The sequence below is a fragment of the Leclercia sp. M-A074-M genome, from assembly GCF_965195605.1.
GTDB lineage: Bacteria > Pseudomonadota > Gammaproteobacteria > Enterobacterales > Enterobacteriaceae > Enterobacter.
This window is the reverse complement of sequence record NZ_CBDAHM010000004.1, coordinates 109,857-125,921: the sequence shown is the minus strand read 5'-3', so window position 1 is coordinate 125,921 and position 16,065 is coordinate 109,857. Positions and strand designations below refer to the sequence as shown.

The 16,065-nt window shown below is 59.4% G+C and carries 14 protein-coding genes; 8 read left to right on the top strand and 6 right to left on the bottom strand.

From position 1 onward, the window contains the following. Positions 1–6: 6 nt before the first annotated feature. Complete coding sequence (fdnG, locus tag ACOKCT_RS10205) at positions 7–3,054, bottom strand: formate dehydrogenase-N subunit alpha (RefSeq protein WP_420193430.1); 3,048 nt, start codon at positions 3,052–3,054, stop codon at positions 7–9. A gap of 221 nt (positions 3,055–3,275) precedes the next feature. On the opposite strand from fdnG, the gene yddG reads away from it, so the two are divergent. After that, entirely contained in the window at positions 3,276–4,163 is an 888-nt protein-coding gene (gene yddG / locus ACOKCT_RS10200) for an aromatic amino acid DMT transporter YddG (protein ID WP_420193429.1), read from the top strand. Between the two features lie 42 nt (positions 4,164–4,205). Here the strand turns inward: yddG and ACOKCT_RS10195 are convergent, their stop codons facing one another. Further along, positions 4,206–5,138 carry a LysR substrate-binding domain-containing protein gene (locus tag ACOKCT_RS10195; protein WP_103179631.1) on the bottom strand — a complete coding sequence of 311 codons (933 nt, stop codon included), beginning with the start codon at positions 5,136–5,138 and terminating at the stop codon, positions 4,206–4,208. A 171-nt stretch (positions 5,139–5,309) separates the two neighbouring features. On the opposite strand from ACOKCT_RS10195, the gene ACOKCT_RS10190 reads away from it, so the two are divergent. The 7 genes from ACOKCT_RS10190 to ACOKCT_RS10160 are packed head-to-tail and all read left to right on the top strand — an operon-like array spanning position 5,310 to position 11,760. Beyond that, the gene (locus tag ACOKCT_RS10190) at positions 5,310–6,260 is read left to right on the top strand and encodes a branched-chain amino acid ABC transporter permease (RefSeq protein WP_103179632.1); all 951 of its coding nucleotides are present in this window, start codon (positions 5,310–5,312) and stop codon (positions 6,258–6,260) included. Between the two features lie 9 nt (positions 6,261–6,269). Next, a complete protein-coding gene (locus ACOKCT_RS10185) occupies positions 6,270–7,376 on the top strand; it encodes a branched-chain amino acid ABC transporter permease (RefSeq protein ID WP_420193428.1) in 1,107 nt (368 codons plus the stop codon). Next, entirely contained in the window at positions 7,373–8,140 is a 768-nt protein-coding gene (locus ACOKCT_RS10180) for an ABC transporter ATP-binding protein (protein WP_103179634.1), read from the top strand. The genes ACOKCT_RS10185 and ACOKCT_RS10180 overlap by 4 nt, the downstream gene beginning before the upstream one ends. Next, complete coding sequence (locus ACOKCT_RS10175; RefSeq protein WP_156654504.1) at positions 8,133–8,852, top strand: ABC transporter ATP-binding protein; 720 nt, start codon at positions 8,133–8,135, stop codon at positions 8,850–8,852. The genes ACOKCT_RS10180 and ACOKCT_RS10175 overlap by 8 nt, the downstream gene beginning before the upstream one ends. A 27-nt stretch (positions 8,853–8,879) precedes the next feature. Next, positions 8,880–10,037 carry a branched-chain amino acid ABC transporter substrate-binding protein gene (locus ACOKCT_RS10170; protein WP_103179636.1) on the top strand — a complete coding sequence of 386 codons (1,158 nt, stop codon included), beginning with the start codon at positions 8,880–8,882 and terminating at the stop codon, positions 10,035–10,037. Between the two features lie 17 nt (positions 10,038–10,054). After that, positions 10,055–10,537: an L-2-amino-thiazoline-4-carboxylic acid hydrolase gene (locus tag ACOKCT_RS10165; protein ID WP_103179637.1), complete on the top strand. Its 483-nt coding sequence runs from the start codon at positions 10,055–10,057 to the stop codon at positions 10,535–10,537. Continuing rightward, entirely contained in the window at positions 10,534–11,760 is a 1,227-nt protein-coding gene (locus ACOKCT_RS10160; protein WP_420193427.1) for a Zn-dependent hydrolase, read from the top strand. The genes ACOKCT_RS10165 and ACOKCT_RS10160 overlap by 4 nt, the downstream gene beginning before the upstream one ends. A 75-nt stretch (positions 11,761–11,835) precedes the next feature. Here ACOKCT_RS10160 and ACOKCT_RS10155 read toward each other — a convergent pair whose 3' ends face one another. From ACOKCT_RS10155 to ACOKCT_RS10140, 4 genes are all read right to left on the bottom strand, one after another. Beyond that, positions 11,836–12,657, bottom strand: coding sequence for an ABC transporter permease (locus ACOKCT_RS10155; RefSeq protein ID WP_420193426.1), 822 nt, complete (start codon positions 12,655–12,657; stop codon positions 11,836–11,838). Next, the gene (locus ACOKCT_RS10150) at positions 12,657–13,484 is read right to left on the bottom strand and encodes an ABC transporter permease (RefSeq protein ID WP_420193425.1); all 828 of its coding nucleotides are present in this window, start codon (positions 13,482–13,484) and stop codon (positions 12,657–12,659) included. Before ACOKCT_RS10150 ends, ACOKCT_RS10155 begins: the two co-directional genes overlap by 1 nt. 53 nt (positions 13,485–13,537) lie before the next feature. Then, positions 13,538–14,305, bottom strand: coding sequence for an arylamine N-acetyltransferase (locus ACOKCT_RS10145; RefSeq protein WP_420193424.1), 768 nt, complete (start codon positions 14,303–14,305; stop codon positions 13,538–13,540). A 71-nt stretch (positions 14,306–14,376) separates the two neighbouring features. Next, complete coding sequence (locus ACOKCT_RS10140) at positions 14,377–16,032, bottom strand: ABC transporter permease (RefSeq protein ID WP_420193423.1); 1,656 nt, start codon at positions 16,030–16,032, stop codon at positions 14,377–14,379. Positions 16,033–16,065: the final 33 nt, after the last annotated feature.

Genomic DNA, 16,065 nt, shown 5'->3' with positions numbered 1-16,065 from the left:
CGCTCCTTATGCTTTCTCGATGTTGACCAGGAACGCCTTGTACTCTGGCGTTTGCGAGTTGGAATCCCCCACCGATGGCGTCAGGGTGTTGGCGATATAGCCTTTCTGCGCCACCCCTTCAAAGCCCCAGTGCAGCGGAATACCCACGGTTTCCACCTGCTGACCGTGAACGTTCAGGGCCTGCAGACGACGGGTGACCACCGCCACGGCGCGAATGAACCCGCGCTGGCTGCTGACCTTAACGCGATCGCCGTTGGCAATCCCTTTGGCCTTCGCCAGGGTTTCGCTGATCTCCACAAACTGCTCCGGCTGGGCGATGGCGTTCAGTCGCGCATGCTTGGTCCAGGTGTGGAAATGCTCGGTCAGGCGATAGGTCGTGCCGACGTACGGGAACTTGTCTTTCTTGCCCATGCGCACAACATCTTCCTGATAGACACGCACCACCGGACTGGAGACCACGTTCGGGTGCAGCGGGTTGGTGCCGAGCGGCGTTTCCATCGGTTCGTAGTGTTCCGGGAATGGCCCTTCCGCCAGCTTGTCGATGGCAAACAGACGTCCCAGCCCCTCCGGCTGCATGATAAACGGCCCGGTGTTGCTGCCCGGCGCGGCGGTGTTGAAGTCCGGAATATCGTTCCCGGTCCACTTCGTGCCGTTCCACTGGATCAGCATCCGTTTTGGATCCCACGGCTTGCCGTTGATGTCCGCCGAGGCACGGTTGTAAAGCACGCGACGGTTAAGCGGCCACGCCCAGGCCCAGCCCAGCGTATTGCCAAGGCCCGACGGATCGGCGTTATCGCGGTTAGCCATCTGGTTGCCCTGCTCGGTCCAGCTGCCGGTATAGATCCAGCACGACGATGCCGTGGTGCCATCATCACGCAGATGAGCAAAGCTGCTCAGCAGTTGGCCTTTCTTCGCAATCAGTACGCCATTGGGGTCATAGAGATCCGCCAGTGCAACGCCGTTGTTCTCTTTCGCCACCTCTTCCGATTCCGGGTGATCCGGCTGTTTGTAGTGCCAGTTCATCCGCAGCAGCGGCTCAACGCCCTTCCCGCCTTCGGTGCGGTACATCTCACGCAGGCGATGGTAAATCCCGGCCAGAATTTCACCGTCGTTACGCGCTTCACCCGGCGCATCCTGCCCCTTCCAGTGCCACTGTAACCAGCGCCCGGAGTTGGCGATGGAGCCGTCTTCTTCTGCAAAACAGGTAGACGGCAGGCGGAACACCTCGGTCTGAATGGAGGCGGGATCCACATCGTTCATCTCGCCGTGGTTCTGCCAGAAGTTAGAGGTCTCGGTCACCAGCGGATCGATCACCACCATGTACTTCAGCTTGCTGAGGCTGGCGACAATCTTGTTTTTGTCCGGGAACGACGCCACCGGGTTGAAGCCCTGGCAGATGTACCCCGTGACCTTGCCCTTCGCCATCATGTTGAAATACTTGATGACGTCGTAAGCCTGGTCCCATTTTGGCAGCCAGTTAAAGCCCCAGTCGTTCTCCTCCTGCGCCGCATCGCCGTAGAACGATTTCATCAGGCTGACGAAGAACTTCGGATAGTTGCTCCAGTAGTTCACCTGGTCCGGCAGGGTCGCTTTTGGGGTGTTCGCCGTCAGATAGGTTTGCAGATCGGTCTGTTTTTCCGACGGCAGGGTCAGATAACCCGGCAGACTGGTGGAGAGCAGCCCCAGATCGGTGAGCCCCTGAATGTTAGAGTGACCGCGTAATGCGTTTACGCCGCCTCCGGCCATGCCCATGTTGCCGAGCAGCAGCTGGATCATCGCCATGGTACGGATGTTCTGCGCCCCGACGGTATGCTGCGTCCAGCCCAGCGCGTAGAGGAATGTGGTGGTTCTGTCCGCAGCACTGGTGGAGGCCAGCACTTCACACACTTTCAGGAAGTCCGCTTTCGGCGTACCGCAGATGTTCTCCACCACCTCCGGCGTATAGCGGGAGACGTGCTGCTTCAGCAGGTTCCACACGCAGCGCGGATCGGTCAGGGTTTCATCGCGCTTCGCATAGCCGTTTTCATCGAACTGATAGTTCCAGGAGGATTTGTCGTACTGGCGTTTTTCGGCGTCATAGCCGCTGAACAGCCCGTCTTCAAAGGCAAAGTCTTCCCGCACCAGCAGGTTAGCGTTGGTGTAGTGCTTAACGTACTCGGCGTTAATTTTGTTGTTTTCGATCAGGTACAGCAGCACGCCGGAGAGGAACGTAATGTCCGTACCGGAGCGGATCGGCGCATAGATATCGGCCACCGATGCCGTCCGCGTAAAGCGCGGATCGACGACGATCAGCGTCGCATCGTTGTTATTTTTCGCTTCCATCGCCCAGCGGAAACCCACCGGATGGGCTTCAGCGGCGTTACCGCCCATCACCACCACGACGTTAGCGTTTTTGATATCAACCCAGTGGTTGGTCATCGCACCGCGACCAAATGTTGGAGCAAGACTTGCTACCGTTGGTCCGTGTCAGACGCGCGCCTGGTTGTCTACCGCCAGCATGCCGAGTGAGCGCACAAATTTTTGCGTCAGCATGCCGGTTTCATTGCTCGCCGCCGAGGCGCAGAGCATCCCGGTGGAGAGCCAGCGGTTGACCGTTACACCCTGTTCGTTCGTCTCAACGAAGTTGGCGTCGCGGTCGGCTTTCATCAATTTTGCAATGCGGGTGAAAGCCTCATCCCAGGAGATGCGCTGCCATTTATTGGAGCCCGGCGCGCGGTATTCCGGGTAACGCAGACGGTTGTCGCTGTGAACATAGTCCAGCAGACCTGCCCCTTTCGGGCAGAGTGCCCCGCGGCTGACCGGATGATCCGCATCGCCTTCAATATGATAAATCGACGCTTTAGCGTTCTTCGCGCCATCACCCAGGCTATACATCAATAGCCCGCATCCCACGGAGCAGTATGTGCAGGTGTTGCGGATCTCTTTGGCGCGCAGCAACTTATAGTTGCGCGCCTGAGCCAGCGCCATTTTGGGGGCAAACCCCAGAGCGGCTACTGTTGTCCCGGCCATACCGCCCGCGCAGATTTTAAAAAACTGTCTGCGACTGACGTCCATCGTTGTCCTCGTTAGATCATTGAGAAATCCGGCAGAAAACTAACAGCAAAGCCCCTGTTTTTTTTGCGGCAAATCAATATCGCCGATCTTCGCCCTCTTAATAGTCAGCGCTGGCGGCTTTTGCTAATGCTAAAGGGTTACTTCGGCACAGATAAATTCGCGGAAAGTACTGAAACAGTGCTATAAATTTGCCCCTTAAATTGATAGCCGGTGGAAATGCGATGGAGAGAAAAAAAGCCACCCTGGTCGGTCTGGCCGCGATCGTGCTCTGGAGCACGATGGTGGGTCTGATTAGGGGCGTTAGCGAGGGATTAGGTCCGGTTGGGGGGGCGGCGGCAATCTATACGCTAAGCGGTTTACTCTGTCTGGTAACGGTGGGTTTCCCCAGGCTGCGACGTTTCTCGCCCCGCTATCTCATTGCCGGCAGCGTGCTGTTTGTCAGCTATGAAATCTGTCTTGCCCTCTCGTTAGGCTATGCCGCCACTCGCCACCAGGCGATTGAGGTGGGAATGGTGAATTATCTCTGGCCGAGCCTGACCATTCTGTTCGCCATCCTGTTCAACAGCCAGAAAACCACCCTATGGGTGATCCCGGGCCTGATCATCGCCCTGCTGGGGGTAAGCTGGGTATTAGGCGGCGAAAATGGGCTGAACCCAACGGATATCGCCCGTAACATCACCTCCAACCCGCTAAGTTACGGCCTGGCGTTCGTTGGCGCTTTCATCTGGGCAGCCTACTGCACCGTGACCAGTAAATACGCCAACGGCCAGAACGGGATCACCCTGTTTGTATTGCTCACCGCCCTGACCCTGTGGCTGAAATATGCTTTCAGCCCGCAGCCGGAGATGGTGTTTAGCGTGCCGGTGGTGATCAAACTTTTGATGTGCGGCGTGGCGCTGGGGTTTGGCTACGCGTCGTGGAATATCGGTATCTTGCACGGCAACGTGACGCTGCTGGCGGCAGCATCCTATTTCACCCCGGTACTGTCAGCGGCACTGGCAGCGGTGCTGCTGAATGCGCCGCTGTCGTTCAGCTTCTGGCAGGGAGCGATGATGGTGTGCGCCGGATCGCTATTGTGCTGGTACGCCACCCGGGCACGTAGGGAGTGAGTTTTGTAGGCCGGGTAAGGCGAAGCCGCCACCCGGCGAAGACTATTCCTGCCCAGCCGCCCGCCGCAACCAGCTCTGCAACAACTTCCCGTCCTGACTCATCTCTCCATCCTGACGCACGCACAGGTAGTAATCCCGGCCATCGTCGATAGGGAGATCGAAGATCTTCACCAGCTCACCGCTCTCCAGATAGGGCGCAATCAACGGTTCGCGCATCAACGCGCAGCCCAGCCCTGCCTGCACGCCCGCCAGGGTTAACAGCCCGTCTTCAAACATCGGGCCACTGCGCCGCAGCGGGCGTTTCACCCCCTGCTGGATAAACCACTGCTGCCAGGTGGCGCGCTCTTCATCATGCAACAGCGGCATCTGTAATAGCTGTTCGGGAGTATCAACATGCCCGTGAAGGCGCAAAAATGCCCGGCTACAGACTGGCACCATCTGCCCGGAGATCAGCTTTTCACTCTGGTAGCCCGCCCACTGGCCGTTGCCGAAGCGGATGGACATATCCGACGCGTCACTCAGGTAGTTGCGGTGGTTGGCGTAGACCACGTTGATCTCGGTCTGTGGGTTAGCGCGCATAAACCCGGGCAGACGCGGGATAAACCACCCCATGCCGAAAAGCGGGATCAGGCTGATGGTCACCTGGCGGGTCTGCACCTGCTCCAGCAGATGCCCGGTGGCCTGGCGCAGCACGTTAAAGGCCGCGCGGATGGAACGGTAATAATCCCGCCCCTGCTGGCTCAGGATCAGCCCGCGCCCCTGACGCTCGGTGAGCGGCATCTGTAAGTATCCTTCCAGCACTTTCAGCTGGTGACTCACCGCCGAGGGCGATATGTCCAGCTCCTGAGCCGCCTGCGTCACGCTTCCCAGCCGCGCTATCGCCTCGAAGGCCCGCACCGCCCGCAGCGGCGGATCGTTCGCCAGTCGGCTCTCGGCAAAGGCCGACAACGCCAGGGATTGTTCTGTTTTATTCATATATTGATCTGTTATGGATAATCCGGTTAATCAGCCATTTATCATCATCATTAAAATCAATCAGATAAAGCAAGCTCCAAAAATCATAAGAAAGAATATATGTGTATTTCACAATTTAATTCAATTATTAGATGTTAGCCGCTGAAAAGAGCAATTTGTCGGGTAACAACGTTGGACACACTCATACAACAACTGATCAACGGCGTGATGCTGGGCAGCATCTACGCGCTGATCGCGCTGGGCTATACCATGGTGTATGGCATTTTGCGCATTATTAACTTCGCCCATGGCGATATTTTGATGGTCGGCGCGCTGACCACTCTGTCGGCGCTGAATCTCCTGACCGGCTATTTCCCCGCCATGCCGCAGCTGTTACAGCTCGGCTTTGCGCTGCTGATCGCCATGACGGTCTGCGCCCTGCTGGCGATGTCCGTTGAGCGCTTTGCCTACCGCCGCCTGCGAAATGCGCCGCGGCTGGCACCGCTGATCTCCGGGATTGGCGTATCGGTGCTGCTGCAAACCGTGGCGATGATTATCTGGTCGCGTAATCCGCTGATGTTCCCGCAGATCCTGCCGATGGACCCGATTGCTATCACGGCGGGCAGCGAGGCGCATCCCCCGGCGATTGTCACGGTCACCGGCATCGTCACCGTGGCGCTGGCACTGATCGTCATGACCGGCCTGTGGCTGCTGGTGGAGTATACCCGCCTTGGCCGGGGTATGCGGGCGGTGGCTGAAAACCCACGCGTCGCCACCCTGATGGGCGTTAATCCGAACGCCATCATCACTCTGACCTTTGCCATCGGCGGCGTTTTTGCCGCACTCGCCGGGGTGATGATGGCCAGCAATTACGGCAACGCCAGCTTCTCGATGGGCTTCCTGCCCGGCATTAAAGCCTTTACCGCGGCGGTGCTCGGCGGCATCGGCAACATTCGCGGGGCGATGATTGGCGGGATCCTGCTCGGGATTATCGAAGCGCTGGGCGCCGGTTATCTCGGCGAACTGACTCACGGCGTGTTCGGCAGTAACTACCAGGACGTATTCGCCTTTATCGTTCTGATTCTGGTGCTGGTCTTCCGTCCGGCTGGTCTGTTGGGCGAGCGCGTGGCGCACAGGGCGTAAGGAGAAATCATGACTGCCATTGAAATCAAAACCCCGGCGGCCAGCGGTAAATTCTGGTCCGGCATGACCCTCTTCGTGCTTGCCCTCCTGCTTGCGCCGGTTGTGGCTACCCAGCTGGGCGGCAACTACTGGGTGCGGGTGATCGACTTCGCCCTGCTCTACATCATGCTGGCGCTGGGGCTGAATATCGTTGTCGGCTACACCGGCCTGCTGGATATGGGCTTTATCGCCTTCTATGCCGTTGGCGCCTATCTGGCGGCGCTTATGGCGTCACCGCATCTCGCAGAGGTGTTCCCGATCCTGAACCTCTGGTTCCCGCACGGGCTGCACACCTCGTACCTGCTGATTATCCCGATTGCAGCGCTGGTCGCGGCGGTATGCGGCATTCTGCTGGGTGCCCCGACGCTGAAGCTGCGCGGGGATTACCTGGCGATTGTGACCCTCGGCTTCGGGGAGATCATCCGCATTCTGATGCGTAACCTCGACCGCCCGGTGAACATCACCAACGGCGCAAAAGGCATTACCGGCGTTGACACCCTCAACCTGTTCGGCCTGAAGTTCAGCGGCGTTTACCACTGGTTCGGCGTCAAAGTGCCCGCCCTGTGGCTCTGGTACTACCTGCTGATGCTGGTGATTGTCGGGATCATTTTTGTCTGCCTTCGCCTGCAACACTCACGTATTGGCCGGGCGTGGCACGCTATCCGTGAAGACGAAGATGTCGCCCGGGCAATGGGTATCAACGTGCGCAACTTTAAGCTGCTGGCCTTTGCCATGGGTGCCTCCTTTGGCGGTGTGGCCGGGGCGCTGTTCGGCGCCTTCCAGGGCTTTGTCTCGCCGGAATCCTTCACCCTGCAGGAGTCCATAGCCGTACTGGCGATGGTGGTGCTGGGTGGGATGGGCCATATCCCGGGGGTGATCCTCGGCGCGGTACTGCTCACCGCCCTGCCGGAGCTGCTGCGCAGCCAGGCGGCCCCGGTGCAGCAGGCGCTGTTTGGTTCGGTACTGATTGATCCGGAGATCCTGCGTCAGCTGTTTTACGGCCTGGCGCTGGTGCTGGTGATGCTGGTTCGCCCGTCGGGCATCTGGCCGAAGCGCCACAAGGAGGTAAAAGCATGAGCCTGTTAACCGTGCGCAATATGTCCAAACGCTTTGGCGGCCTTACCGCCGTGGATAACGTCTCGCTGTCGATTAATAAGGGCGAGATCTACGGCCTGATTGGCCCCAACGGCGCGGGAAAAACCACCTGCTTTAACCTCATCACCGGCCTGTATCCCGCTGACAGCGGTGAGTTCGCCATTGCCGATAAGCCCTACTTCCCGAACCAGATCGAAAAGGTAACTGCCGCGGGCATCGCCCGTACCTTCCAGAACGTGCGTCTGTTTAACGAGATGTCGGTGCTGGAGAACGTGATGGTGGGTCGCCACGTGCGCACCCACAACGGACTCTGGGCGGCGTTGAGCCGTCACAAACGCGCCCGGGCAGAAGAAGCTCAGACCCTCGAGCAGGCCTGGCACTGGCTGGCCTACACCGGCATTGCGAAGTTTGCCCACTACCGCGCCTGCGATCTGGCTTACGGCCATCAGCGGCGGTTGGAGATAGCTCGCGCGCTGGCGACCGATCCGCTGCTGCTGGCGCTGGATGAACCCGCCGCCGGGATGAACGCGGCGGAAAAAGTGGCGCTGGGTGAGCTGCTGACCCGTATTCGTGACGACGGCAAAACCCTGCTAATGATTGAACACGACGTCAAGCTGGTGATGGGGATTTGCGATCGGCTCACGGTGCTGGATTACGGCAAAACGCTGGCCAGCGGTACCCCTGACAGCGTGCGTCGCGACCCGGCGGTGATCGCCGCCTGGCTTGGAGGCAATGCCCATGTCTGAATTACTGAAAGTGGAACGTCTGGACGTGCATTACGGTGGTATCCAGGCAGTACGGGATGTCTCCTTTAGCCTGGGTGAAGGCGAACAGGCCACGCTCATTGGGGCTAACGGCGCAGGCAAAAGTTCCACCGTGCGGGCCATCACCGGACTGGAGCGTTTTGGCGGTAACATCGAATTTAATGGCAAACCGATCCGCAAACAGAAAGCCGAAGCGCTGCTGCGCGACGGGCTGGTGATGGTCCCGGAAGGCCGGGGCATCTTCGCCCGTATGACGGTGCTGGAAAACCTGCAGATGGGCGCCTGGCTCCGCCGTGACACTGTCACCGTCCGGCAGGAGATGAACGCGATTTTCGAACGGTTCCCGCGTCTGGGCGAACGCCAGCACCAGCTGGCCGGACTGCTCTCAGGCGGGGAACAGCAGCTCTTAGCCCTGAACCGCGCCCTGCTCAGCCGCCCGCGCCTGCTGATCCTCGACGAACCCTCGATGGGCCTGGCGCCCAAAATGGTCGAGAACATTTTCGCCGTCATCGCCGGACTGCGCGAGCGCGGCGTGGCGTTGTTGCTGATCGAGCAAAACGCCCGGCTGGCGCTGGAGGTGACCGATCAGGCCTGGGTGATGGACAGCGGCAGCATCGTTCATCACGGCGAGTCCAGGGCGATGCTCGACGACGACCAGATTGCACAGATTTATTTGGGCGAAATGCCCGCTTAACACACCAACCAATATCAGGGAAAAATAATGAAAACCATTAAAATCAGCGCGCTCAGCGCGGCCATTGTGCTCAGCGGATTTGCCTCTACCGGCGCCTGGGCCGCCGACAGCGAAACCGTGGTGATCGGCCTGGCGGGTCCGCTGACCGGCCCGTCTGCCCGTATCGGTAAAGATCTGGAGAATGGCGCGCAGCTGGCGATTGACGATATCAACAAACAGCACCCGAGCATCGGCGGCAAGGCGGTGACTTTCAAGCTGCAGTCGGAAGATGACCAGTCGGATCCGCGCACCGCCGTGGCTGTGGCTCAGCGTCTGGTGGATACCGGCGTGGCAGGCGTAGTCGGCCACTGGAACACCGGCACCAGCATCCCGGCGGCCCGCGTCTATCACGATGCCGGTATCGCTCAGGTGGCCCCCGTTGCTACCGGTCATGCCTATACCAGACAGGGGTTCGACACCAGCTTCCGCGTGATGGGTCACGACGATGACGGTGGCCAGTTTGCCGGACAGTACGCGGTAAATACCCTTAAAGCCAAACGCATCGCGGTCATCGACGATCGTACCGCCTTTGGTCAGGGCCTGGCGGATGAGTTTATTAAATCGCTGGAAGCCCAGGGCGTGAAGATTGTTGACCGCCAGTACGTTGACGACAAAACCGTCGACTTTAGCGCCGTACTGACCGCCATTCGCAGTAAGAACGCCGATCTGATCTTCTTCGGCGGCGTGGACAGCCAGGCGGCACCGCTGGCACGTCGTATCAAACAGCTGGGTATGAAGACGACCCTGATGGGCGCAGGCGGCTTTGTCAGCCAGACCTTCCTGCAGCTGGCGCAGAAAGAGGGTGAAGGCGTTGTCGCGCTGGAGCCGGGCCTGCCGGTGGATCAGATGCCGGGCGGCAAGACCTTCGAGCAGGCATACCAGTCCCGCTACCACACCCATATTGAACTTCATGCCCCGTTCGCCTATGACGCCACCCGCGTACTGGTTGCCGCGATGGAAAAAGCCGACTCGGTTGATCCGGCAGAGTACCTGCCTGCCCTGCGCGCCATCAGCTACTCCGGCGTCACCGGGCAGATCGCCTTTGACGATCAGGGCAACCTGAAGGCCCCGTCCTTCACCGTCTATAAAGTGGTCGATGGCAAATGGCAGCCGCAGACCGTGCTCGGCGGCGCAAAAGCTAAGTAACGCAGTGAGGCAATGTGATGAGTGATAATAATGAGCTGGGCATTCTTGCCCGCCGCAAAATTGAAGCAGAAATTATTAAACCAATTTATGAAATCCTGGTGCGTGAGATCGGCAAGTCCCGCGCCCAGGCGGTGATTGGCGAGGCCATTGAGCAGGCCGCCATTAATGCGGGCAAAGAATTTGCCCGCAAGGAGCCAAACGGCGCGGACGTGAAGAGCTTTATTGCTCTGCAGTATCTGTGGGAGAAGGATAACGCTCTCGACGTGAAGGTGATCGACGCCGACGACCAGCAGTACAACTACAACGTGACCCGCTGCCGCTATGCCGAGATGTATCACGAGATGGGCCTCGGCGAGATCGGCCATCTGCTGTCGTGCGCCCGGGATGAGAAATTCATCGTCGGCTACGCGCCGGACGTGGAGCTGACCCGCACCACCACCATTATGCAGGGCGGCGCATGCTGCGACTTCCGCTACCGCAGCACGAAGGACAAAGCATGATCCGCGTTAATGCAGACCGTTTGTGGTCTACGCTCGAGACGATGGCGCAGATCGGCGGCACCCCCGCCGGCGGGGTGACCCGCCTGGCGCTAAGCGAGGAAGACCGTATTGCCCGCAACCTGCTGCGCGAGTGGGCACTGGAGGCCGGTTTTAGCTGCGAAGTGGACAGCATGGGCAACATGTTTATCCGCCGCGCCGGTAAAAACCCGGCGCTTCCCCCGGTGATGACTGGTTCCCACGTGGATTCCCAGCCGCTCGGCGGCAACTATGACGGGATCTACGGCGTGTTGGCCGGGCTGGAGCTGCTGCGCACCCTGAACGATCATCAGGTAGAAACCGAGCGCGATATCGTGCTGGTGAACTGGACCAACGAAGAAGGCGCGCGCTTTGCCCCGGCGATGCTCGCCTCCGGGGTCTGGGCGGGTCAACTTTCCGAAGCCTTTGCTTACGCCAGGATGGACAGCAAACAGATCACCGTTCGCGACGCCCTTGAGGCCATCGGCTATCGTGGCCCACGCCCTGCCCGCGCCTTCCCGATCCACGCCTGCTATGAGCTGCATATCGAACAGGGGCCTATTCTGGAAGACGAAGCCATTGATATCGGCCTGGTGCGTGCGGCGATGGGCCAGCGCTGGTTTACCCTTACTCTCGACGGGTTTGCCGCACATGCGGGCACTACGCCAATGCACAGCCGCCGCGATGCGTTGACCGCTTTTGCGGAGCTGGCGCTGAAGGTGGAGGCGATCGGTTATCAACATGCCCCGGACGGGCGTGCCACCATCGGCATGGCGAACGTGACCCCGAATTCACGAAACGTCGTCCCGTCCCGGGTGGTGTGCAGCGTAGAGTTCCGCCATCCGCTCAGCGAGGCGCTGGAGGCGATGGAAACCGCGCTGCATCAGGCGGCTGCAGGTCTTTCGGCGCGTGGCGTGAGCGCCAGCGTCGAGCGCATCTTCGACTATGCACCTGTCGCCTTTGATGAAACCTGTCTTGTCCGAACGGAACAGGCTGTGGCCGCGCTGGGCTATTCATCAAAATCGATGGTATCCGGCGCCGGGCACGATACCTGTTACGTCAGCAAAATCGCGCCTGCCAGCATGATCTTTATCCCCTGCGTGAAGGGCATTAGCCATAACGAAGCGGAAAAGATTCATCCGGAATGGTCAGAAAAAGGGGCCAATGTGTTGCTGCATAGCGTGTTGAGTGCGGCGCAGGAGTCATAAACAGGCACTTTCCCCGGCCAACGGCCGGGGAACCATTAATCGAAAACGCTTACAGCATGTTGTAACTAATTGCGGTTATTTCCCCAGCTTGGACAGCATCTCAGGGCGCATAAATTTTTGGATCACCAACATAAAGATCACCGACGGCACCAGCAGAATCAGCGCCGTAATGGAGGACATCTGATAATTTCCCGACATGCTGGCGGTATAGAGCAGTATTGGCAGCGTGTTGATCTCCGGCGCGCCGACAAAGAACGTGGCGGTAAACTCATCCAGCGACTCAAGAAAGACAAAGATACTGGCGGCAATCAACCCGGGGGCGGCCTGCGGCAGGATGATATGGAAAAAGGTGTAGACCGGCCCGGCGCCCAGATTGCGTGACGCCCGCGCCAGCAGCGGATCGAGCGCCGAGAACGCCGCGACGCTTATCCAGATGGAGTACATCAGCCCGTGCACGCTGTGCACCAGCACTACCCCGGCAATCGTCCCGTTCAACCCCCACTGGTAGAACAGCCGCGCCACGTTCATATAGACCGTCAGGTTCGGGAAAGCCTGCGGGATCAAAAACAGCAGCATAAAGAAGGCGCGGCACGGCATGGACCGGTGCGAAAGTGCGTACCCTGCCGGGATTGAAATCAGCAGACACACCACCACCGACAGAAGGGCTATCAGGACGCTGATGGACAACGAACCGGAGACGTCACTGTAAGGGCTAAAAACCTGCCCCCAGTACTTCAGCCCCCACTGACTGGGCAAGGTATGCGGGAAAAACCAGCTCTCCGCCACCGTCCAGATCAGCAGGTTCAGCAGCGGGCCAAACAGCGCCAGCACCAGAAAGGTAAGCAGCAGGGTTTGCAGAATAAAGCTACCGCGAACTCTATTAAACAGCGTGTTCATCAGGGGTTTCCTTTTGCATTCAGGCTGTGGCGCAGATAGAACCAGGACATCGCGGCGCACATCAGGTACGAGATGACCCCCATCGCATTGGCAACCGGATAGTCGCCATACGAGTTGACGCGAAATGCCATATCAACGGTCATCATTGTTGGGGCGCCAGTGCCGATCATCAGAGGAACTGACAACACCGACATCATGGTGACCGTCGATAACACCATCGCGATGCCAATGGTCGGCAACACCTGGGGCAAAATAATGTCGAACAGGATACGCACCCGGGAGGCACCGAGGTTTTTCGCCGCCAGAATATGGGTAGACTCCACCGCCGCCATGGCGCCGCTAATCAGCAGCGTGGTAAAGGCCATCTGTTTCCAGACAAAGGTAATAATGATCCCGCTCCAGCCCAGCAGCGAGGTGGTCTCCATCGGCGTCATTACGCCGAGGGCAACCAGGGTATTGTTCATCAGGCCGTTTTTTGCCAGGAAGGTCCGCATCATCTGCGCGGCAACGATGAATGGGATAAACAGCGGCAGGCGGTATAAAAAGGCCAGCGCTTTAACGAGACGACGACAGGGCGAGAGCACAATCACGGCGGAAATAATGATGGAGAGCAGCGCCAGGATCGCCAGTGAAACCAGCACAATGATCAGGGTAAAGAGAATATCGTTCGAATAGAGGCTAAACACTTTTTCAAAGTGCGCCAGCGTCAAACCTGTTTCATGGGTAAAAGCCGAAATAAGCGAATAGCCCAGCGGCCAGAGAAAGAAGATGCCAATCATCAGCGTCGCCGGAAGAACCAGCAGGAAAGCGTTCAATGTCTGTCGCATGAATAATCACCGCTAAAGGTGCCTGGCAATATTCTGCCAGGCACGCCATACCCTCAGTTCGAAACCTGGCTCTCATAACCTTCTTTGATAGCGTCAAAGTAGGGTTTGAGAGGGAAACTTTTGCCGTTCTCCGCTAAGGTTTCTGGCGAAATTTCCGCGAACAGCTTCTGCCACGTCGCATCATCCAGCGCCCCCTTCACATATTTCGCGTCGATGCCCGGGTACCAGTTAAATTGCTTCACGATCCCCTCCGCCTGAATCTCCGGGCTGGTCGCCAGCTCGATAAACTCCTGCGCCAGTTTTGCCTGGGTGGCTTTGGCCGGGATGACGTAATACAACTGTAGCACCCAGTCGCAACCGTCGTTGATTAGCCGGTACAGGCCGTGCGGCGTCGCCTGCTCTTCTTCGGCGACCAAACGGATGGGCGCGGTCAGGGTCTGCCCGCCAAAACCGACGTCGGCGATCCAGCGTTCGCCCTCCAGTTCCACCAGCAGCAGACGGTGGGTGCGCGGCGGCATCTGGGCCGGATTCGCCAGTACCACCCGCCCCAGCAGGCTGCGCACATGGAATCCCACCTCACGCAGCGCCCGCTCGAACAACCCATTCTGCTCAAAGCAATACCCGCCGCGGCGGGCGGTGACCAGCTTATCCACCAGGGATTGCTCGTCGAGCTGGATTTCACGCGGCAGCACCACATCGATATTCTCAAACGGGACGGCGCTGTTGTGATGCAGGTGCAGGCCCCGCAGGGTGGCGATGTCCGCAGAAACCGGCTGCTGCCAGCCGGTACGGGCGAGATAAGCGGTCAAAAACGGGGTCATAATCAGTTTCCTTTTTACAGTTTCCTTGTTTATAAACTATTTTTCCCCGCTCACGGTGTGAAACGTGCTTTTTATCCCCGCGCCGAGCGCTGCATGATCCCGAGCGCCGTTAACATCAGCACCAGCCCGGTCAGCAGCGTCAGGGTCGCCATCGCCATTCCCTGTCCGACAGAACCCTGCTCGAACTGCCGCCAGATAAATACCGAGACGGTCTGTGTGCCCGCCGGGGCCAGCAGCAGCGACGTCACCAGCTCGCGCGAGGCGATGGCAAACACCATCAGCATCGCCGCCAGCATCGCCGGGGAGACCAGCGGCAACACGATAAAGCGCAGCGCCTGAAACGCCGACGCGCCATGCACCCGCGCGGCAGGCTCAAGATTCCCTCCCAGCTGGCGCAGCGCGCTGCCGACATAGCGCACCGGCCACGGCAACAACAGGCAGCAGTAGGACAGGAGCAATATCGCCCAGCTGTTATAGGGCGAGACCGGCCAGAACGGACGGTTCCACAGCAGGATCAGCCCCACCCCGACCACCACGCCCGGCAAGGCGGCAGGCATCAGGGAGAGCGCATCCAGAACGCCGCGCCCTTTGATCTTCTGCACCACCACCAGCCACGCGGCCAGCAGGCCCAGCACGCCGGTAATACAGGCCGCCCCCAGCGCCAGCGACAGGCTGGTGCCCAGCGCCGACAGCGCATCCCCCTGCTGGCTGAAAAGCGCCGCATAGTGCCCGCCGGTCAGATTATCCAGCGTCACCCCGCCAGACAGGGTTCCCAGCACCCCGGACAGCGCCATCGACGCCCCCGGCAGGATCACCGCGATAAACCCGGTCAGCGCAAAAACAGCGATAACCGGCAGCGTAAAAATCCCGGCGCTGGCGCCCATATTCTCGGTCGGTTTGCCGGTAATGCTGGTCACATCCTGATGCCCGGTCAGCTTTTTCTGCAGCCACCAGGCACTCAGGGCGATAACTACCAGCACCACGGAAAGCATCGATGCGCCCGAAAGATCGATCGGCCAGTCCGCCAGCTTTTTCTCGATATCGGTGGTCAGCATCACCACGCCAGCGCGCGTGCCGAGAGCGGCAGGCACGCCAAACTCTTCAATCGCCAGGGTAAAGGCCAGCAGCATCCCCGCCGACAGCGACGGCGAAAGCATGGGCAGCGTGATATGCCAGAACGCCCGGCCGGGGCTGGCACCGTGAACGCGGGCCACCAGCGCCAGACGCTGGCCGCTCGCCAGCAGGCTGCGCGACACCGCAAAATAGACCACCGGGAAGATATTCAGCGCCATCACCAGCACAATGCCGCTCCTGCTGAACAGCAGGTCGTTGAGATTGACCCCGGTGATCTGTTGCAGATAGCCGTTGGTTTGCAGGACCAGCATCCAGGAGAGCGCGGCGATATAGGGCGGGGTTAAAAACGGGATCAGAAACAGCAGATCCCACAGCCTCGGCAGCGGCAGGTTAAACAGCCCGCGCGCCACGCCGAGGGGAAAGCCGATCAGCGCACTGACCAGCGCGACGCCAAGGGCAATTTGCAGCGTACCCCCCAACATGCCCGGCAGTTGCGGCTCCGCCAGTAGCTGGCTGATGCCGCTGAACGCCCCGGAGAACTGTCCGGCGCTGAGGTGCGGAAACACCGCCTGGAGCAGAATAAAGGTGAGCGGAAACGCCACCAGGATCAGCAATAATCCCAGCGTCGTTACCGATAAATATTTAGGATTCACGAAGCCGTCCTGAAGACGGGGTTGCCCCCGTCG